18 protein-coding genes are annotated in these 18,552 nt (G+C 64.3%); 7 read left to right on the forward strand and 11 right to left on the reverse strand.

The features are described from left to right. Nucleotides 1–244: NAD(P)H-binding protein (locus G3N97_RS16655; RefSeq protein ID WP_205994225.1), on the reverse strand; the 244-nt coding region annotated here is incomplete at its 3' end. 92 nt (nt 245–336) lie between these two features. On the opposite strand from G3N97_RS16655, the gene G3N97_RS16660 reads away from it, so the two are divergent. The 3 genes from G3N97_RS16660 to G3N97_RS16670 all read left to right on the forward strand — a co-directional run bounded on the left by G3N97_RS16660 (nt 337) and on the right by G3N97_RS16670 (nt 3,440). Further along, on the forward strand, nt 337–1,368 hold the full coding sequence (locus G3N97_RS16660; protein ID WP_205994226.1) for a CDP-6-deoxy-delta-3,4-glucoseen reductase: 1,032 nt from the start codon (nt 337–339) through the stop codon (nt 1,366–1,368). A gap of 386 nt (nt 1,369–1,754) precedes the next feature. Then, the gene (locus tag G3N97_RS16665; RefSeq protein WP_065058123.1) at nt 1,755–2,939 is read left to right on the forward strand and encodes an acetylornithine transaminase; all 1,185 of its coding nucleotides are present in this window, start codon (nt 1,755–1,757) and stop codon (nt 2,937–2,939) included. Nucleotides 2,940–2,969: 30 nt separating this feature from the next. Then, a complete protein-coding gene (locus tag G3N97_RS16670) occupies nt 2,970–3,440 on the forward strand; it encodes a GNAT family acetyltransferase (protein ID WP_205994227.1) in 471 nt (156 codons plus the stop codon). Nucleotides 3,441–3,562: 122 nt separating this feature from the next. Here the strand turns inward: G3N97_RS16670 and G3N97_RS16675 are convergent, their stop codons facing one another. From G3N97_RS16675 to G3N97_RS16700, 6 genes are all read right to left on the reverse strand, one after another. Beyond that, nucleotides 3,563–4,279 carry an ABC transporter ATP-binding protein gene (locus tag G3N97_RS16675; protein ID WP_065058121.1) on the reverse strand — a complete coding sequence of 239 codons (717 nt, stop codon included), beginning with the start codon at nt 4,277–4,279 and terminating at the stop codon, nt 3,563–3,565. Beyond that, nucleotides 4,279–5,055 carry an ABC transporter ATP-binding protein gene (locus G3N97_RS16680; protein ID WP_065058120.1) on the reverse strand — a complete coding sequence of 259 codons (777 nt, stop codon included), beginning with the start codon at nt 5,053–5,055 and terminating at the stop codon, nt 4,279–4,281. The genes G3N97_RS16675 and G3N97_RS16680 overlap by 1 nt, the downstream gene beginning before the upstream one ends. A 24-nt stretch (nt 5,056–5,079) precedes the next feature. Then, on the reverse strand, nt 5,080–6,249 hold the full coding sequence (locus G3N97_RS16685; protein WP_205994228.1) for an ABC transporter ATP-binding protein: 1,170 nt from the start codon (nt 6,247–6,249) through the stop codon (nt 5,080–5,082). Between the two features lie 16 nt (nt 6,250–6,265). Beyond that, complete coding sequence (locus tag G3N97_RS16690) at nt 6,266–7,216, reverse strand: branched-chain amino acid ABC transporter permease (protein ID WP_205994229.1); 951 nt, start codon at nt 7,214–7,216, stop codon at nt 6,266–6,268. A 1,214-nt stretch (nt 7,217–8,430) separates the two neighbouring features. Beyond that, on the reverse strand, nt 8,431–9,411 hold the full coding sequence (gene ispH, locus G3N97_RS16695) for a 4-hydroxy-3-methylbut-2-enyl diphosphate reductase (RefSeq protein WP_205994230.1): 981 nt from the start codon (nt 9,409–9,411) through the stop codon (nt 8,431–8,433). A gap of 5 nt (nt 9,412–9,416) precedes the next feature. Then, a complete protein-coding gene (locus tag G3N97_RS16700; protein WP_065058298.1) occupies nt 9,417–9,872 on the reverse strand; it encodes a peptidylprolyl isomerase in 456 nt (151 codons plus the stop codon). Between the two features lie 149 nt (nt 9,873–10,021). On the opposite strand from G3N97_RS16700, the gene radC reads away from it, so the two are divergent. The 4 genes from radC (at nt 10,022) to nadB (ending at nt 13,345) form a co-directional block, all read left to right on the forward strand. Beyond that, a complete protein-coding gene (radC, locus tag G3N97_RS16705) occupies nt 10,022–10,726 on the forward strand; it encodes a DNA repair protein RadC (protein WP_346778076.1) in 705 nt (234 codons plus the stop codon). 357 nt (nt 10,727–11,083) lie between these two features. Continuing rightward, nucleotides 11,084–11,317 (forward strand): 50S ribosomal protein L28, encoded by a 234-nt coding sequence (rpmB, locus tag G3N97_RS16710; RefSeq protein WP_027794135.1) that lies wholly within the window; start codon nt 11,084–11,086, stop codon nt 11,315–11,317. Nucleotides 11,318–11,327: 10 nt separating this feature from the next. Continuing rightward, the gene (gene rpmG, locus G3N97_RS16715; protein ID WP_027817504.1) at nt 11,328–11,495 is read left to right on the forward strand and encodes a 50S ribosomal protein L33; all 168 of its coding nucleotides are present in this window, start codon (nt 11,328–11,330) and stop codon (nt 11,493–11,495) included. Nucleotides 11,496–11,743: 248 nt separating this feature from the next. Beyond that, on the forward strand, nt 11,744–13,345 hold the full coding sequence (nadB, locus tag G3N97_RS16720) for an L-aspartate oxidase (RefSeq protein WP_065058116.1): 1,602 nt from the start codon (nt 11,744–11,746) through the stop codon (nt 13,343–13,345). A 75-nt stretch (nt 13,346–13,420) separates the two neighbouring features. Here the strand turns inward: nadB and nadC are convergent, their stop codons facing one another. The 4 genes from nadC to G3N97_RS16740 form a co-directional block, all read right to left on the reverse strand. Beyond that, nucleotides 13,421–14,320, reverse strand: coding sequence for a carboxylating nicotinate-nucleotide diphosphorylase (nadC, locus tag G3N97_RS16725; protein WP_205994232.1), 900 nt, complete (start codon nt 14,318–14,320; stop codon nt 13,421–13,423). Then, entirely contained in the window at nt 14,320–15,450 is a 1,131-nt protein-coding gene (gene nadA, locus G3N97_RS16730) for a quinolinate synthase NadA (RefSeq protein ID WP_205994233.1), read from the reverse strand. Before nadA ends, nadC begins: the two co-directional genes overlap by 1 nt. 229 nt (nt 15,451–15,679) lie before the next feature. After that, the gene (locus G3N97_RS16735) at nt 15,680–16,876 is read right to left on the reverse strand and encodes an acyl-CoA desaturase (RefSeq protein WP_065065186.1); all 1,197 of its coding nucleotides are present in this window, start codon (nt 16,874–16,876) and stop codon (nt 15,680–15,682) included. 218 nt (nt 16,877–17,094) lie between these two features. Further along, nucleotides 17,095–18,477, reverse strand: coding sequence for a mechanosensitive ion channel domain-containing protein (locus G3N97_RS16740; RefSeq protein ID WP_205994234.1), 1,383 nt, complete (start codon nt 18,475–18,477; stop codon nt 17,095–17,097). Between the last annotated feature and the right edge of the window lie 75 nt (nt 18,478–18,552).

An 18,552-nucleotide genomic window follows, 5' to 3' on the forward strand; every position in this document is an offset into this window, starting at 1 on the left:
CGAGGTGCAGCACGACGTCCGCCAGCCCGGCAAGGCGCGCAAGACTCGCGCGTGCGTCCAGGTCGCCCGCCACGGGCGTGGCACCCGCGGCACGCAGGATGTCGGCGCGCTCGGCACGACGCGCGAGCGCGAACACATGCGGACGCGCGGGCCGCGCACGCAACTGGTCGACGCAGCGCAGACCGACGTCGCCGCTGCCGACGATGAGAATGCGCGCACGGCGCAGATTTCGTGTGGCAATCATGGTGGAACCATTTTAGCCGCCGAGGCACGGATGCGAGGGCACCGCCCCACCCCACGCTCCGGATTACCGATCACAGACTGGCTTTCTCGAACATGGCATTCAACGTAACGCTCAAGCAAAGCGGCCGGACCTTCCAGGTCGAACCCGACGAACCCATCCTCAACGCGGCGCTGCGTCAGGGCGTCGGCTTGCCCTATGGCTGCAAGAACGGCGCCTGCGGCTCGTGCAAGGGCACGGTCTGCAGCGGCGACGTCGAGCAGCGCGCGCATGCGGCGTCGGCGCTGTCGAATGACGAGCGCACGCGCGGCATGGCGCTGTTCTGCTGCGCGACGGCGCAGACCGACCTCGAAATCGACATCCGCGAAGTGGCGGGCGTCGGCGACATGCAGGTGCGCAAGCTGCCCACCCGCATCGCCGCGATCGAGCGCAAGGCCGACGACGTCGTCGTGCTCAAGCTGCAACTGCCCGCCAACGAGCGCCTTCAGTATCTGGCCGGCCAGTACCTCGAATTCATCCTCAAGGACGGCACGCGCCGCTGCTACTCGATGGCGAGCGCTCCGCACGAGGAAGGTCCGCTCGAACTGCACATCCGCCACATGCCCGGCGGCAAGTTCACCGACCACGTCTTCACGCAGATGAAGGAGCGCGACATCCTGCGCTTCGAAGCGCCGCTCGGCACCTTCTTCCTGCGCGAGGACTCCGACAAGCCCATCGTGCTGCTCGCGTCGGGCACCGGCTTCGCGCCGCTCAAGGCGATCGTCGAGCACGCGGTTCACAAGAACCTGAACCGCCCGATGACGCTCTACTGGGGCGCGCGCCAGAAGAAGGACCTGTATCTGCTGGAACTCGCCGAGCAGTGGGCGAAGGACATCCCGAACTTCCGCTTCGTGCCGGTGCTCTCCGAGCCCGCCGCAGAGGACGCCTGGACCGGCCGCACGGGCTTCGTGCACCGCGCCGTGATCGAGGATCTGGCCGATCTGTCCGGCCATCAGGTCTACGCGTGCGGCGCGCCGGTGATGGTCGAGTCGGCGCAGCGCGATTTCACGCAGCATCACGGCCTGCCCGAAGACGAGTTCTACGCGGACTCGTTCACGAGCGCCGCCGACCTCGCGAATCCGGTCTAAAAGCCTGCCGATGCGCGCGTAACGGCTCGTTGCGCGCGCAATTCCGCGCAATCCGGCCCAATCCCGCGGGTCCGGCGCCCCGCCGCCGCGGCCGCCGTCACGAAAAATTCTTCGGCCGATCGGCGAGATTCGGCACATTGATGGTTTACATCGCCGTTCGGCTTGTCGTATTCTTGCGCCCATGAACCGCCTCCTGTCCGCTCTCCGACGTCGCCGCTCGCCCCACCTTTAGGGCCTGGCTTAGTTACGGACGCGCGTTGCATCGTTCAACGCACAGGAAAGTTCGAATCACGAAAGCCACGGCCAGTCCGTGGCTTTTTGTTTTTCTGCCGTTCCATTCACCTGTTCTCAACCCTTTTTGCAGCCCCAGCGCGGAGCCCGTTGCCATGAATTTTTCCGAGTACCCGATCGAGTCGCTGATGTACATCACCAACCGGCCCGAAATCGTTTTCACGCATGGCAAGGGGTCGTGGCTCTACGACAACGAAGGCAAGCGCTATCTCGACTTCATTCAGGGCTGGGCGGTCAACAGCCTCGGCCACTGCAACGACGGCATGATCGAAGCGATGGACAAGCAGGCGCGCCTGCTCATCAATCCGTCGCCGGCCTTCTACAACGAGCCGATGGCGCGCCTCGCGGGTCTGCTCACCGAGCATAGCTGCTTCGACAAGGTGTTCTTCGCGAACAGCGGCGCGGAAGCCAACGAAGGCGCGATCAAGCTCGCGCGCAAGTGGGGCAAGAAGCATCGCGACGGCGCGTTCGAGATCATCACGTTCGATCACAGCTTCCACGGCCGCACGATCGCGACGATGTCGGCGAGCGGCAAGCCGGGCTGGGACACGATCTACGCACCGCAGGTGCCGGGTTTCCCGAAGGCCGATCTGAACGACATCGCCTCGGTCGAGAAGCTCATCAACGCGAAGACCGTCGCCGTGATGCTCGAGCCGATCCAGGGCGAAGGCGGCGTGATTCCCGCCACGCGCGAATTCATGCAGCAGCTGCGCGCGCTCACGCAGAAGCACGGCATCCTGCTGATCGTCGATGAAGTGCAGACAGGCTGCGGCCGCGCGGGCACGCTGTTCGCCTACGAACTGTCGAACATCGAGCCGGACATCATGACGCTCGGCAAGGGCATCGGCGGCGGCGTGCCGCTCGCGGCGCTGCTCGCGAAAAAGGACGTCTGCGTGTTCGAAGCCGGCGATCAGGGCGGCACCTACAACGGCAACCCGGTGATGACGGCCGCCGGCTACTCGGTGATCTCGCAACTGGTCGCGCCGGGCTTCCTCGAAGGCGTGCGCGCGCGCGGCGAATATCTGCGTGAAAAGCTGCTCGAACTGTCGGCCGAACGCGGCTTCGAGGGCGAGCGCGGCGAAGGTCTGCTGCGCGCGCTGATGCTCGGCAAGGACATCGGCCCGGCGATCGTCGACAAGGCGCGCGACATGCAGCCCGACGGCCTGCTGCTGAACGCGGCGCGCCCGAACCTGCTGCGCTTCATGCCGGCGCTGAACGTGACGACCGAGGAAATCGACCAGATGATGGCGATGCTGCGCACCATCCTCGACTCGCTGTAAGCACACGCAGCCCAGCACGGAGCCCATGCGATGACCGTCACGATCCGCGCCTTCGCCGAAGCCGACACCGAAGCGGTGCTCGCGCTCTGGCGCGAGGCGTTTCCCGAGTACAACGATGCGAGCCGTCCGCATCGCGATCCGCGCCGCTCGATCGCGAACAAGCTCGGCACGCAGCCGGAACTGTTCTTCGTGGCCATCCGGCGCGACGGCGAGAATGACGGCACGCTCGTCGGCTCGGCGATGGCGGGTTACGACGGACATCGCGGCTGGCTGTATTCGGTCGCGGTCGCGCCCGAGGCGCGTCGTCTGGGCCTCGGCACGCGGCTCGTGCGGCACGCCGAAAGCGCGCTGGCCGCGATGGGCTGCCTGAAGCTCAACCTCCAGGTGCTCACCGACAAGCCCGAGGTGCTCGCGTTCTACGACCGCCTCGGCTATCGCGCCGACGCCGTGATCAGTCTCGGCAAGCGTCTTGCCGTGCAGGAGTCCGAAGCGCTCGCCTGAGTGCTGCCGAGGTCGCCGTCAGGACTGCCTTCGGCACAATGAAAAAGCCGCATGGGTTTTGCAACCCATGCGGCTTTTGTCTTATCGGCGCCCGCGAGGAGCGCGTTCGTTCACTCGCTCACTTATTCGCCGAGATACGCTGCGCGCACCTTCGGATCGTCGAGCATCTGCTTGGCTTCGCCTTCCATCGTCACGAGACCGGAGTCCATCACGTAGCCGCGATTCGCCGCCTGCAGCGCGAGACGCGCGTTCTGCTCGACCAGCAGCACCGTGATGCCTTCCGACGAGATCGTGCGCACCACTTCGAAGATCTTCTCGACCATGATCGGCGACAGACCCATCGACGGCTCGTCGAGCAACAGCAGCTTCGGACGGCTGATGATCGCGCGCGCCATCGCCAGCATCTGCTGCTCGCCGCCCGAGAGCGTGCCCGCGAGCTGCGTGGCGCGTTCCTTCAGGCGCGGGAAGAAGCCGAACATGCGCTCGACGTCCTTCTGGATGCCGTCCTTGTCGTTGCGCAGGTACGCGCCCATCTGCATGTTTTCGAGGATCGACATGCGCGCGAAGATGCCGCGGCCTTCCGGCACCATCGCGAGGCCGCGCTTGAGCAGTTCATACGCGGGCACGCCCTTGATCGACTGGCCCATGTACTCGATGTCGCCCGACGCGTACGGCTTCAGACCGGTGATGGCCTTCATCGTCGTGGTCTTGCCCGCGCCGTTCGCGCCGATCAGCGTGACCAGCTCGCCCGCGCGGACTTCCATGTCCACGCCCTTGACCGCCTGAATGCCGCCGTAGTTGACCTGCAGGCCCTTGATTTTCAGAACCGGTGTAGACATCAGTGAACCCCCGCACCCAGATACGCCTCGATCACCTTCGGATCCTTCTGCACGTCTTGCGGCAGACCCTCGGCGATCACCTTGCCATAATCGAGCACTGTCATCCGGTTGCACAGGCCCATCACCAGTTTCACGTCGTGCTCGATCAGCAGGATGGTCTTGCCATCGGCGCGGATCTTGTCGAGCAGGCGCGTGAGTTCGACCTTCTCGGTCGCGTTCATGCCGGCCGCCGGCTCGTCGAGCGCGAGCAGCTTCGGATCGGTCGCGAGCGCGCGCGCGATTTCCAGACGGCGCTGGTGGCCGTACGAGAGATTGCGCGACGTGTAGTCCGCGTATTGCGCGATGCCCACGTATTCGAGCAGTTCGAGCGCGCGTTCCTTGATCTCGCGTTCTTCCTTGCGCTCCGAAGGCGTCTGGAACACCGCGCCCAGCAGGCCGTGCTTCGTGCGCACGTGACGGCCGACCATCACGTTTTCGAGCGCCGTCATGCCGCCGAACAGACGGATGTTCTGGAAGGTGCGCGCGATGCCCGCCTTCGCCACCTGATAGACGGCGGTCGGCGTATAGGCTTCGCCGTCGAGCTTGAACTCGCCCGAATCGGGCGTGTAGAGACCGGTGATCACGTTGAAGAACGTGGTCTTGCCCGCGCCGTTCGGGCCGATCAGACCGTAGATCGTGCCTTCCTCGATTTGCAGGCCCACGTCGGAGAGCGCCTGCAGGCCGCCGAAGCGCTTGTTCACGCCCTTCACGGACAGGCGGATGGATTTATTGCTCATGTTCTGTTCCTCTCCTGTTCGCAATCAGGCGCGCACCGGCTTCTTGCTGCCGCGTCGGGCGATCTTCGCGATCTTGTCTTCGTGCTTCGGCGACGGCCACAGGCCTTCCGAGCGATACAGCATGATCACGACCATGGCGAGACCGTAAAGCAGCTGGCGAATCACTTCCGTATCGACGATTTCATGGCCGAACAGCATGTGCTGGAGCGGGCCCATCGTCGAGCGCAGGAACTCGGGGAAAATCGCGAGCAGCACAGCGCCGAGAATCACGCCGGGGATGTGGCCCATGCCGCCGAGCACCACGCAGGCGAGCACCACGACCGATTCCCAGAACGTGAACGATTCCGGCGACACGAAGCCCTGGAACGCACCGAACATCGCGCCCGACAGGCCGCCGAACGACGCGCCCATCGCGAACGCCAGCAGCTTCACGTTACGCGTGTTGATGCCCATGGCCTTGGCGGCGATTTCGTCTTCGCGGATCGCGGCCCAGGCGCGGCCGATACGCGAGTGCTGCAGACGCGTACACACCCAGATCACGAGCAGCGCGCAGATCACGAAGGCGTAGTAATACATATAGACCGACGTGAACGTGAAGCCGAGGACCTCGTGCGGCTGCGCCAGGTTGAAGCCGAACACCTGCAGCGGCGCCACGCCCGTGATGCCCTGCGGGCCGTTGGTGATGTTCACCGGACGGTCGAGGTTGTTCATGAAGATACGAACGATTTCCCCGAAGCCCAGCGTCACGATCGCGAGGTAGTCGCCGCGCAGACGCAGCGTCGGCGCGCCGAGCAGAATGCCCGCGATCGCCGCGAACGCCATCGCGCACGGAATCACGATCCAGTACGGCGTATGCAGGCCGCCCGGGAACATGCTGGCGATCCACGCGAACTGCGAGGTCAGGTGCGGCGACGTCAGCAGCGCGGCCGTGTAGGCGCCCACCGCGTAGAACGCGATATAGCCCAGGTCCAGCAGACCGGCGAAACCCACCACCACGTTCAGGCCCAGCGCGAGCATCACGTAGAGCATCGCGAAGTCGAGCACGCGCACCCAGTAGTTGCCGCCCGTTGCGCCCACCACGAACGGCAGCGCGGCCACGACGATCGCGGTCACGATGCCGATCGCGTACGTGCGCGTCGTGTTCTTCTCGGGGATGAGCGTCGTCGACGGCTCGATCGGTTGAATTGAAGTCATGTTGATCTACTCCCTCTTATGCGCGATCCGCGACACGTTCGCCCAGCAGCCCCGACGGACGGAACACGAGCACCACGATCAGCACGACGAATGCGAACACGTCCTGATAGTTACTGCCGAACACCCCGCCGGTCAGATTGCCGATGTAACCCGCGCCGAGCTGCTCGATCAGACCGAGCACCACGCCGCCGACCATCGCGCCGCCGAGATTGCCGATACCGCCCAGCACCGCGGCCGTGAAGGCCTTCATGCCGGGGATGAAGCCCATGTAGAAGTGCGCGTTGCCGTATTCCGAGGCGATCATCACGCCCGCCAGCGCCGCGAGCGCCGAGCCGATCATGAAGGTCGCCGAAATCACGAAGTTCGGGTTCACGCCCATCAGGCTCGCGTTAGCCGGGTTTTCGGCGATCGCACGCATTGCGCGGCCGAGCTTGGTCCGGTGCACGAGGATCAGCAGGCCCGCCATCACGAGGAACGCGACCACGATGATCACGATTTCAGTCGGCGAGATCACAGCGCCCACGCCGGTCTCGGTCGGCTTGATGACGTTGATCGGATCGGTCGAGATGAGCTGCGGGAAGGCCAGCGGATTGCGGCCCCAGATGATCATCGCGAGCGTCTGCAGCAGGATCGACACGCCGATCGCGGTGATCAGCGGCGCGAGACGCGGCGCGCGGCGCAGCGGCCGGTAGGCGACCCGTTCGATGGTGTACCCGACGAACGCACAGACCACGGCGGCGATCACGAGCGCGATGCACAGCGTGGGGATGTTCCCGAGGCCGGGGAAGTGATTCTGCAGCACCGTAATCGCGGAGAGCGCCACCATCGCGCCGACCATGAGCACGTCGCCGTGCGCGAAATTGATGATGCCCAAAATCCCGTACACCATCGTGTAGCCCAGTGCAATGATGGCGTAGATGCTGCCAAGCACCAGCCCATTCAGGATCTGCTGGACGAAAATATCCATTTAATGCTCCTTAGCCCGTGCGACCGGATTCGCGCTGTCATCGGCCGGTGGGCGATGTTTTACGGAACCGCAACGACACTTTCGGGTACTGAAGTAAAAGACCGGTAACGGTTGGCCACACCCGGTTCGCGTTGTCGCTGTGTTGCAGCGGCAGGCTCGCCGGAAGCGGATGCAAAAACGGCACCGTCGGATGGTTCGGTGCCGTCGGGTTCAACTACCTGTCACATTCGCTGCGACGCGTGCGCGGCCCGCCTTGCGGCCGGCTGCGCAAACGCCATACGCCATGACTCCCTGGATCGGGCCGAGAATCTCTGCCTCGCCACCGTTTACGGCAGCATGGGCCAGGACCTTTCGGACCGCGACAAAAACCGCTCTCGCGCCGCGGCTATCACATGCAACATGTGTGCCAGCCGTGCGTGCAACGAGCGCGTCTGCCGACCCGGACGGCGTTGCGACGCGTGCTTCCCCGTGCGCTCCGCCGTTCTGATCGTCGTGTCCCAACCGCGGACAAGCTTCCTCCGGGAGTGCAACGGTCATCGATGTCACGCCCCTGCCCCGTCGTGCACCGCGGATGTGCCACGCCTTGCGCGGCGCAACCGCAGCCGCGACAGTTGCGGCAACAGCAAACTCGATTTGCATTAAACAGGTCTCCTGCGCCTTCCGAAATGCTTGCCTGATGGGCCTCGCGCAGACGTCCGGCCCTCAGAACGCGCGCATTGTAACTCCAATTATGCAGGCGGCAATATTGTTGAATCGGCAGGGTTTTCCTGCATTGCAACCATTTTCGAGAAAGCATCCCAACAACGGTTGCACCCTAGGTTGCGCCGTATTTTCGTGCATCAGTTGCACCAAAAATCGGCAGAACTAACATCAAGTGTTGTGACGGCCAGGCGCGATGCCTTATCGGGCGGGCATCGGCTGCACCACGATGAACAATTAAATAGTGATGGAGTTCGCGCACGCATTTGGTGCGCACGCAGAAAAGTACTTAATGAGACAAGGATTTAACGGGGTCAGATAGACGGTTCGGACCCTGCCCCATAGCGAAAACACCTAGTCCAACCGGCCGTAGCGACGCGGTTCACCGCACACTTTTATTTATCGGTCCCCATTTATTTGGGCGGCGGCCGGCGGCGTCGAGGCATAAAAAAAGCGCGCCCAAAGGCGCGCTTCTTCATGAACGGACTGACTGAACAGTCAGACGCTCGCGGCGATCAGGCCACCTGCCCGAGCCCGCGCGGCAGCGGAAACGCGATGTTTTCCTCGATGCCTTCGAGCGCGCGCACGTTGCGCACGCCCAGTTCGTTCAGACGCTGGATGATCTTCTGCGCGAGCGCTTCGGGCGCCGACGCACCGGCCGTCAGGCCGATACGGCGCTTGCCTTCGAGCCAGGCCGGATCGATCTGATCGGGCGCGTCCACCATATAGGCGGGGATGCCGCGCTTTTCGGCCACTTCGCGCAGGCGATTCGAATTCGAGCTGTTCGGGCTGCCGACCACGATCACGACGTCGCACTGCGGCGCCATGAACTTCACCGCGTCCTGGCGGTTTTGCGTGGCGTAGCAGATGTCCTGCTTCTTCGGCTCGCGGATGCCCGGGAAGCGCGCCTTGAGCGCTTCGATGATCTCGGCGGCGTCGTCGACGGACAGCGTGGTCTGCGTGACGAACGCGACGCGCGCCGGATCGCGCAGCGACAGCGCCTCGACGTCGGCGATGTCCTCGACGAGATACATGCCTTCGTGCGCCTGACCCATCGTGCCTTCGACTTCCGGGTGGCCCTTGTGGCCGATCATCACGATGTCGAGGCCTTCATCGCGCATCTTCGCGACTTCGACGTGCACCTTGGTCACGAGCGGACAGGTGGCGTCGTAGACGCGCAGCCCGCGCGCCTCGGCGTCGGAGCGCACGGCCTTCGACACGCCATGCGCGCTGAAGATGACGGTATTGCCGGACGGCACTTCATCGAGCTGCTCGATGAAGATCGCCCCTTTCTTGCGAAGGTCCTCGACCACGTACGCGTTGTGGACGATCTCGTGGCGCACATAGATGGGCGCGCCGTGGATCTGGATGGCGCGCTCGACGATCTCGATGGCGCGATCGACGCCGGCGCAAAAGCCACGCGGCTGCGCGAGCAGGATTTCGGCTTCGGCGATTTGAGCGCGGTCGACGACAGTAGACGTGTCCGTGGAGGTCATGGGCTTTACAGGATTCCGATGATTTGCACTTCGAACGCAACCGCCTGGCCAGCGAGCGGATGGTTGAAATCGAACAGCGCGGAGGTTTCGTTCACTTCCTTGAGCACGCCCGCGTAGCGGTTGCCGTCGGGTGCGTTGAATTCGATGAGATCGCCCGGATTGAACGACTCGCCAATCATGGCGTTGTCGCGCAGCGTCTTGAGCGAAATGCGCTGGATCAAGTCGGGGTTGCGCTGACCGAAGGCGATGCCCGGTTCTAGCTGAAAGGTGGAGTGGTGACCGACCTTCAACCCTTGCAGAATGTTTTCCAGCGGCGGCGCAAGCTGCCCGGCGCCCAGCAGCAGCGTGGCGGGCCGGTCGGCAAACGTGTTGACGATTTCGGTGCCGTCGGCGAGGGAAAGCCGGTAATTCAGCGTGACGTGGGAACCCGGTTTCACCTCGGAAATATCGATGATGCTCATGCGGTACTCGTTTCGTCTGGTCGCGCCCTCGGGCGCCGGTCGGTCGCGCGAGGGCGCGCGAGCGGAAAAGCCCCATTGTAAGCCACATAGTTCCTGGACGGACGCCACATGCAAGCGGCATCCACGTCCGCAACGAGGAGATTCAATTGGTGAAAATTGCCTGCGATACGCCCCTCTGGAACGACGAGCCCAGGCCCAGGCGCCGTGCCATGCCGCGCGAGCGGCTGCGCGAAGCCGGTCCGGCGGCGCTCTCCGATCTGGAACTGGTTGCACTGCTGCTCGGCTCGGGTCTGCCGGGCCATAACGTCTTCGACGTGGCGCGCGCCCTGCTCGATCACTTCAAATCCTTACGCGCGATGCTCGACGCGCCGCCCGAGGAATTCGAAAGCGTGCGCGGCATCGGCCCGGCGAAGGCGGCCATCCTGATGGCCGTGGTCGAACTGGCTCGGCGTGCACTCGCCGAGCAGCTGGAAGAAAAGCCGCTCGTCGACTCGCCCGGCGCGGTCGAAGACTATCTGCGCCTGATGATCGGCGGCCGCTCGCAGGAAGTGTTCGTCTGCCTCTTTCTCGACGTGCGCCATCGCCTGATCCGCTACGAGGAAATCGCGCGCGGATCGCTCACGCACATGGCGGTGTATCCGCGTGAAATCGTGCGGCGCGCGCTGATGCTCAACGCCGCGAGCCTGATCGTCGCCCACAACCACCCGTCCGGCGCAGTCCAGCCGAGTGCGAGCGACCGCCGCCTCACGCGGGTGCTGCGCGACACGCTGGCGCTCGTGGAAGTGCAACTCGTCGATCACATGATCATCGGCGCGCGGGAGACGTTTTCTTTTGCTCGCCACGGACTAGACTGAAAGCGGGCCGCCGAACGCCGCGACGCACGACCAACCCGCATCCTGGCCGCACCCAACCCGCGCGCGTTCCGGCACGCTTTTATGCGTGTTTGCGGAAGGCGTCGGCGCCGCGACCGTCGTGCATCCACACGACATGATCTGCAAATCGTGTTTGATTTTCCTGGGCTTTTTCTGCTAGACTCTCGGTTTGCCTATTTCCAACCCTGTTCCGAAGGCCCGTCAAGGCGTTCCGGGGGAAATATGGCCTGGGTTCGAGGTTGTCTCTCATCCATACGTGAGCGCGCTCTTATTCCGGCCATTTCTCGCCTGGGAAACTTAAGCGGCTCTCGAACTCAGAATTTCCGTAGGAGTGTACTCATGGCACGTGTATGCCAAGTCACTGGGAAAGCGCCGATGAGCGGCAACAACGTTTCCCACGCTAACAACAAAACCAAGCGCCGTTTCCTCCCGAATCTGCAAAATCGCCGTTTCTGGGTTGAAAGCGAAAACCGTTGGGTGCGTCTGCGCATCTCGAACGCAGGCCTGCGCCTGATCGACAAGAACGGCATCGACTCCGTGCTCGCAGACCTGCGCGCACGCGGCGAACTGTAAGGAGTAAGTCATGGCCAAGGGTATCCGCGACAAGATCAAGCTCGAGTCGACCGCAGGCACGGGTCACTTCTACACGACCACGAAGAACAAGCGCAACATGCCGGAAAAAATGTCGATCAAGAAGTTCGACCCGGTTGTTCGCAAGCACGTCGAGTACAAGGAAACGAAGATCAAGTAAATCTTGATCCGAGCCTGACGAAGACATTCAAAGCCCCGCTCTCGAGCGGGGCTTTGTTATTTCTGCCCCGCTTTCGTCGCGGCTTTTTTGTTTTCCAGCGTCTCTGTTCACCATCGCGTAACGATCTTTTGATCTCTACCTACACGGTGTAGCTTTTCGTCGGCTCCCCTATCGGAGTATGCTTCCCGCTTCACTCGCCGCCGGCGGCGGCAGAAAGCGCAGAACAAGAGAGACGGAGAAGCAGCACCATGAATTTCGATGTAGCGATCGTCGGCAGCGGGCTGGCGGGACTGAGCGTGGCCCTGAATCTGGCCGAAACGCGCCGCGTGGTGATCATCGCCAAACGCGCGATGACCGAAGGCGCGAGCGATCGCGCGCAAGGCGGCATCGCCGCGGTGCTCGATTCGGCGGACAGCGTCGAAAACCACGTCGACGACACGCTGGTCGCCGGCGGCGGTCTGTGCGACGAGGCGGCCACGCGCTACATCGTCGAGCATGGCCGCGAAGCGATCGAATGGCTGATCGGCCAGGACGTGCCCTTCACGAAGGACGCCGCCGCCGAGCTCGGTTTCCATCTCACGCGCGAAGGCGGCCACAGCCATCGCCGCATCATTCACGCCGCCGACGCCACCGGCCACGCCGTGGTGCAAACACTGCTCGAACGCGCGCGCCAGCATCCGAACATCACGATCCTCGAAGATCATCAGGCGATCGACGTGATCACCTCGGATCGTCTCGGCCTGCCGGGCCGCCGCTGCCACGGTCTCTACGCGCTAGACCTCAAGAACGACCGCACGGTCACGATCCAGGCGCCGCACACGGTGCTGGCGACGGGCGGCGCGGGCAAGGTCTATCTCTACACGACGAACCCCGACACCGCGACCGGCGACGGCATTGCGATGGCCTGGCGCGCCGGTTGCCGCGTGGCGAACATGGAGTTCATCCAGTTCCACCCGACCTGCCTGTTCCACCCGCACGCGAAGTCGTTCCTGATTTCCGAAGCCGTACGCGGCGAAGGCGGCGTGCTGCGCCTGCCGGACGGCACGCGTTTCATGCCCGAACACGACGCGCGCGCCGAACTCGCGCCGCGCGACATCGTGGCCCGCGCGATCGACTTCGAGATCAAGAAGCACGGCATCGACTGCGTGCATCTGGACATCAGCCATCAGCCGCCCGCGTTCCTCGAAGAGCACTTCCCGACCATCCTCGCGCGCTGCCGCGAGTTCGGCATCGACATCACGAAAGAGCCGATTCCAGTCGTGCCCGCCGCGCACTACACCTGCGGCGGCGTGGTCACCGACCTCGCGGGCCGCACCGATCTCGCGGGCCTCTACGCGGTCGGCGAGACCTCGTACACGGGGCTGCACGGCGCGAACCGCCTCGCGTCCAACTCGCTGCTCGAATGTCTGGTGATCGGCCGCTCGGCGGCGGAAGCGATCGAAGCCGAAGGCTTCGAAGCGGCCGCGCACGCCCCGCTGCCCGACTGGGACGAAAGCCGCGTGTCCGATTCCGACGAAGAAGTCGTGGTCGCGCACAACTGGGACGAGCTACGCCGCCTGATGTGGAATTACGTCGGCATCGTGCGCACCGACAAGCGTCTGGAGCGCGCGCAACACCGCATTTCGCTGCTGCGCGACGAAATCCAGGAGTACTACGCGAATTTCCGCGTGACGCGCGATCTGCTGGAGCTGCGCAACCTCGTCGAAGTGGCCTCGCTGATCGTCGAGAGCGCGCGCTCGCGACGCGAAAGCCGTGGTCTGCATTACAGCCGCGACTGGCCGAACTCGCTGCCGAAGGCGCTGCCGACCGTGCTCGCACCCGAGCGCGTGCGCAATCGCAACGTCGCGTAAACCGTCGCGCGAATAAAAAAGGCCGCCTCTCGCGAGGCGGCCTTTTTGCATCTGGAAGCGCGTGATGTATTGCGCTCAGACGATCCGCATCGAGTAGTCGGTCGCGCGCACGTCCTTCGTAAGCGCACCGATCGACACGCGATCGACACCGGTTTCGGCAATCGTGCGCACCGAATCGAAGTTCACGCCGCCCGAGACTTCGAGCAGCGCGCGCCCCGCCGTGCGCTTGACCGACTCGCGCATCATCTCGAACGAGAAGTTGTCGAGCAGCACCGAGGTCGCGCCGTGCGCGAGCGCCGTGTCGAGCTGGTCGAGCGTTTCGACTTCGATCTGGATGGGCACGCCCGCGTTCAGCGCGAGCGCCGCGTCCATGGCCGCGCCCACGCCGCCCGCCGCCGCGATATGGTTTTCCTTGATCAGAATGCCGTCGTACAGCGCGAGGCGCTGATTCGCGCCGCCGCCCACGCGCACCGCGTACTTCTGCGCGAGCCGCAGGCCCGGCAGCGTCTTGCGCGTGTCGAGAATGCGCGTTTGCGTGTGCGCGATGGCGTCCACGTAACGGCGCGTCGCGCTCGCCACGCCCGACAGCAGCTGCAGAAAGTTCATGGCGTTGCGCTCGGCCGTGAGCAGCGCGCGCGCCGGCCCGCGCAGCGAGCACACCACCGAGTCGGCCGTCATGCGCTCGCCTTCGCGATAGTGCCAGCGCACGTCGATGCGCGCGTCGACCTGCTTCACCACGGCGTCGAACCACAGCACGCCGCACAGCACCGCGTCTTCGCGCACGATGATGCGCGCGTCGCGCACTTCGTCGGCGGGCACGAGGCGGCCGGTCTGGTCGCCGGTTCCGACGTCTTCGTTCAGCGCATCCGCGACATTGCGCGCAATCGCCGCGTCGAACGCCGCGCCGTACTGCGCACGCACCTCGGGCAACACGGACGACACCGCGTCCACCGCCAGCAATTCCAGTGCACCCATCAAGCCGCTCCCACGTTCGAGAACAGCGCGCCGTCGCGCGCGAGATCGCCGCTCGCCTGCACGCGGCGCTTGTGCTCCGCCGCGAACGCCAGCATGCGGTCGATCGGCAGACGCGCGCGCTCGCCGATGGCGGCATCGACGAAAATTTCGTTGTGGCCGCGTTCGAGCACGTCCGCGAGATTCGCGAGGCCGTTCATCGCCATCCACGGGCAATGCGCGCAGCTCTTGCAGGTCGCGCTGTTGCCGGCCGTGGGCGCTTCGATGAAGGTCTTGCCCGGCGCCGCGAGGCGCATCTTGTGCAGAATGCCCAGATCGGTCGCGACGATGAAACGCTGTGCGTCGAGCTTCACGGCGGCGTCGATCAGCTGCGTGGTCGAGCCGACCACATCCGCGAGCGCGACCACGCCTTCGGGCGATTCCGGGTGCACGAGAATCTTCGCGTCCGGATATTCGGCGCGCAGCAGATCGAGTTCGATGCCCTTGAACTCGTCGTGCACGAGGCACGAGCCCTGCCACAGCAGCATGTCGGCGCCGGTCTTCTTCTGGATGTAGCTGCCCAGATGGCGGTCGGGCGCCCAAAGGATCTTTTCGCCCTTCGCGTGCAGATCGGCGACGATTTCGAGGCCGATCGACGAGGTGACCATCCAGTCCGCGCGCGCCTTCACGGCCGCGCTGGTGTTCGCGTACACGACCACGGTGCGGTCGGGATGCTGGTCGCAGAACGCCGAAAATTCGTCGACGGGGCAGCCGAGGTCGAGCGAGCAGGTCGCGTCGAGGTCCGGCATGAGAATGCGCTTGTTCGGGCTCAGGATCTTCGCGGTCTCGCCCATGAAGCGCACGCCCGCGACGACCAGCGTCTGCGCATCGTGATCGCGACCGAAACGCGCCATTTCGAGCGAATCGGCCACGCAGCCGCCGGTTTCGTCCGCCAGCTCCTGCAATTCGGGATCGACGTAATAGTGCGCGACGAGCACCGCCTTTTCGCGCTTGAGCAACGCGCGAATGCGCTCCTTCAATGCAACGCGCTCCGCCGCCGACGGCGCATCGGGCACCGTCGCCCACGCCTGCCCGACGCTGCACACCGCGCCTTGCGGCCGGTCGTACTCGACCGCTCTGATTGCCTGACTCATGATCTCCTCTACCGGCCGGAACGCGCGCTTTCGCTTTCGTTCCGACCCCATGCCAGTTGCAGCCCTGCCGATCGCCACGGTACGCAACCCGCGCCAAGCACCGGTTTTTCCGCGGCCCAAAAAGAAAAACCCCGCCAGCGCGGGGTTTTGTGACGTACCTGAATTCTAATGGATTTTTCCGCCGCTCACGCAGGCCGCATGGGCCGGGAGCGCGTATCCATCCACGAAATCAGGCGTAGCGGCGCAGGCGCGTCGCGAATTCCTGGAGTGCCTTGATGCCGCTTTGTTCGGCGCGATGGCACCAATCCTGGAGCTGCGTGAGCAGTTGTTCGCGCGAGGCGCTCGAACGTTCCCAGATGGCCGCGAGTTCGTTACGCAGTTCGATGAACGTGCGCAGCTTCTGGCTGTTCGCGAAGATCTGTGGCAGTTGACGCTTTTGCGGCTCGTTCAGGCTGGCTTCTTCCTTGTCGAACCACTTGCGCGCGCCGCGCATGACCTTGTACTTCTCGCGCTCGCCGACTTCCTTCAGATGCGCCAGCTCCTGGCGATATGCCTGCTTCACGACCGTGGCGTAACGCGCCATCACTTCATAGCGGTTCGACAGCACGGCTTGCAGCGTTTCGTGGTCCGGCACCAGCTTGGTCTTGGTCAGACGCGGCGTGGGCGCGACCTTCTTGACCTTGGCGAGGCCGACAGCCTGCATCATGCGGATGTACATCCAGCCGATGTCGAACTCGTACCACTTGCTCGACAGCTTCGCCGAGGTGGCGAAGGTGTGGTGATTGTTGTGCAGCTCTTCACCGCCGATGATGATGCCGAGCGGGAACAGGTTCGTGCTGGCGTCCGACGAATTGAAGTTGCGATAGCCCCAGAAGTGGCCGAGACCGTTCACGACGCCGGCGGCCCAGAACGGGATCCACGCCATCTGCACGGCCCAGACGGAAAGACCGACCAGACCGAACAGTGCCACGTCGATCACCATCATGATGCTCACGCCGAGGATCGGGAAGCGCGTGTAGACGTTGCGCTCCATCCAGTCGTTGGGCGTGCCGTGGCTGAAACGGCGCAGCGTTTCTTCGTTCTTCGCTTCGGCGCGATAGAGTTCGGCGCCTTCGAGCAGCACCTTCCAGATGCCGCGCGTTTGCGGGCTGTGCGGATCTTCCTCGGTCTCGCATTTGGCGTGGTGCTTGCGGTGAATCGCGGCCCACTGACCCGTCAGCATGCCCGTGGTCATCCACAGCCAGAAACGGAAGAAGTGACTCATGATCGGGTGCAGCTCGAGCGCACGGTGCGCCTGGCAACGGTGCAGATACACCGTGACGCCGACGATCGTGATGTGAGTGGCCACCGCCGCGAACAGCAGGATTTGCCACCACGTGAAATGCAGCACGCCGTGCGCGAGGAAATCAAGCAAGGAATTCAACAAGGTTTGTACCCGTGAAACGTAGCGCGGCGGCCTTTCAGCCCGAAACCGCTGTCAAGAAAGTGAAAGCGTACAGCAGGAGGTTGGACGGCATTCTACTAGAACCGTTCCAAGTGTTTGTAACAAATGAAGATTTTTTTCTTTAACGGCCGCGGAGTCAACCTTCTTTAGGGCGCCAGAGGCGGTTTGCCGCACATTCGTCACGCCCTTCCGACCCCTTCCTACCTTTCGTCCGCCGCCGCCTGGGGTTGATCCCGGGGTTGTTCCCCGCCAGGCGTCTCGTTCTGTCCCCGAACGGGCGGACCGGCCACCGGCATGGCGCCGCCGATGATGCGCACCTCGCGCTGCGCGAACGGGATCGAAATACCCGCTTCGTTGTACAGACGCCAGATGTTCATGTTCACCGCCGAACGCACGCTCGACGTGCCGTTGGCCGCGTCGGCGATCCAGAAACCGAGTTCGAGATTGATGCCGTCGCCGCCGAAACTCGCCAGATACGGCGTCGGGGCCGGATCGGTCAGCACACGCTCGACGCCCTCGCCCGCCCGCGCGAGCAGCGCCATCGCCTGATCGAGATCGGTGTCGTAGGCGACCTGCACCGCCGCCTTGGCGTAGCCGCGCGTCAGATACGAGGACTGGTTCTGCACCACATCGGTGATCAGCTTTTCGTTCGGGATCAGCGTCTCCACGCCGTCGAGCCCGCGCACGACCGTGTAGCGCGTGCGGATCTGCGTGACCTTGCCCGCGAGTCCGCTCACGTTGATGGTGTCGCCCAGACGCAACGAGCGGTCGATCAGAATGATGAAGCCCGACACGTAATTGCTCGCGATCTTCTGCAAGCCGAAGCCGAGGCCGACGCCCAGCGCGCCGCCGAACACGCCCAGCACCGTGATGTCGATGCCGACGATCGACAGGCTGAACAGAATGGCCGCGAACACCAGCAGCGCGCGGCCCACGCGCGCGAGCACAACGCGCAGATTGGCGTCGATGGTGGTCGCGCGCATCAGCCGGTCCTCGAGCGCCGCGCCCGCCCAGACGGCCACGATCATCGTCACGCAGACCCACAGCACGCCGTTGGACAGCGACAGCAGGCTCACATGCGCGGTGCCGATGCGAAAGCGCACGCTCTCCATCCACGCGAGCACGTCGTCCTGAATGCCGAGCACGGTGAACAGCATGCCGAGCCAGACGATCAGCGACACGAGCTTTTCGACGATGCCGAGCCACGCGTGCGTCTGGCCGTTGCGGCCGAACACGCGCCGCGCGAAGAAGAACGCGATGTAGATGAGCCCGATGCCGAACAGCGGCACCAGCGCGAGATTGAGCAGCGACGTGTGGATGAAATTGCTGGCGATCTCGCGCGCGATCCAGACGCAGCCGGCGCCGATCAGCGGGAAAAAGGCGCGCGACAGGCTTTCGGCGCCGAAGCGCAGGCCTTCATAGCGATCCTGGCGGCGCGCTTCGAGCACGCGCCGCAGCAGCCGCGCGAGCAGCCACGCCAGCACGAGCGCGCCGATCAGCACGCCGGCCTGCCAGAGCATGACCGGCTGGCCGAAATCGCGGATCACGCCGCCCAGCATGTGCGAAAAAATGCGGTTTTCCATCATGGGTTTGCGAATTCAAACGGCGCGGGGCCGCCCGATCGGAATCGGACGGCCCCGCGTTGCTACAGCCGTTGC

The sequence above is a fragment of the Paraburkholderia sp. Ac-20347 genome, from assembly GCF_017104805.1.
Classification (GTDB): domain Bacteria; phylum Pseudomonadota; class Gammaproteobacteria; order Burkholderiales; family Burkholderiaceae; genus Paraburkholderia; species Paraburkholderia tropica.

What these genes read in the sequence shown, in the direction of transcription:
- nadC (WP_205994232.1), bottom strand. Translation starts at nt 14,320, where the DNA reads ATGGGTGCACTGGAATTGCTGGCGGTGGACGCGGTGTCGTCCGTGTTG.
- G3N97_RS16670 (WP_205994227.1), top strand. Translation starts at nt 2,970, where the DNA reads ATGACCGTCACGATCCGCGCCTTCGCCGAAGCCGACACCGAAGCGGTG.
- G3N97_RS16700 (WP_065058298.1), bottom strand. Translation starts at nt 9,872, where the DNA reads ATGAGCATCATCGATATTTCCGAGGTGAAACCGGGTTCCCACGTCACG.
- ispH (WP_205994230.1), bottom strand. Translation starts at nt 9,411, where the DNA reads ATGACCTCCACGGACACGTCTACTGTCGTCGACCGCGCTCAAATCGCC.
- G3N97_RS16685 (WP_205994228.1), bottom strand. Translation starts at nt 6,249, where the DNA reads ATGACTTCAATTCAACCGATCGAGCCGTCGACGACGCTCATCCCCGAG.
- nadA (WP_205994233.1), bottom strand. Translation starts at nt 15,450, where the DNA reads ATGAGTCAGGCAATCAGAGCGGTCGAGTACGACCGGCCGCAAGGCGCG.
- G3N97_RS16665 (WP_065058123.1), top strand. Translation starts at nt 1,755, where the DNA reads ATGAATTTTTCCGAGTACCCGATCGAGTCGCTGATGTACATCACCAAC.
- G3N97_RS16675 (WP_065058121.1), bottom strand. Translation starts at nt 4,279, where the DNA reads ATGTCTACACCGGTTCTGAAAATCAAGGGCCTGCAGGTCAACTACGGC.
- G3N97_RS16680 (WP_065058120.1), bottom strand. Translation starts at nt 5,055, where the DNA reads ATGAGCAATAAATCCATCCGCCTGTCCGTGAAGGGCGTGAACAAGCGC.
- rpmG (WP_027817504.1), top strand. Translation starts at nt 11,328, where the DNA reads ATGGCCAAGGGTATCCGCGACAAGATCAAGCTCGAGTCGACCGCAGGC.
- G3N97_RS16690 (WP_205994229.1), bottom strand. Translation starts at nt 7,216, where the DNA reads ATGGATATTTTCGTCCAGCAGATCCTGAATGGGCTGGTGCTTGGCAGC.
- nadB (WP_065058116.1), top strand. Translation starts at nt 11,744, where the DNA reads ATGAATTTCGATGTAGCGATCGTCGGCAGCGGGCTGGCGGGACTGAGC.
- G3N97_RS16740 (WP_205994234.1), bottom strand. Translation starts at nt 18,477, where the DNA reads ATGGAAAACCGCATTTTTTCGCACATGCTGGGCGGCGTGATCCGCGAT.
- rpmB (WP_027794135.1), top strand. Translation starts at nt 11,084, where the DNA reads ATGGCACGTGTATGCCAAGTCACTGGGAAAGCGCCGATGAGCGGCAAC.
- G3N97_RS16660 (WP_205994226.1), top strand. Translation starts at nt 337, where the DNA reads ATGGCATTCAACGTAACGCTCAAGCAAAGCGGCCGGACCTTCCAGGTC.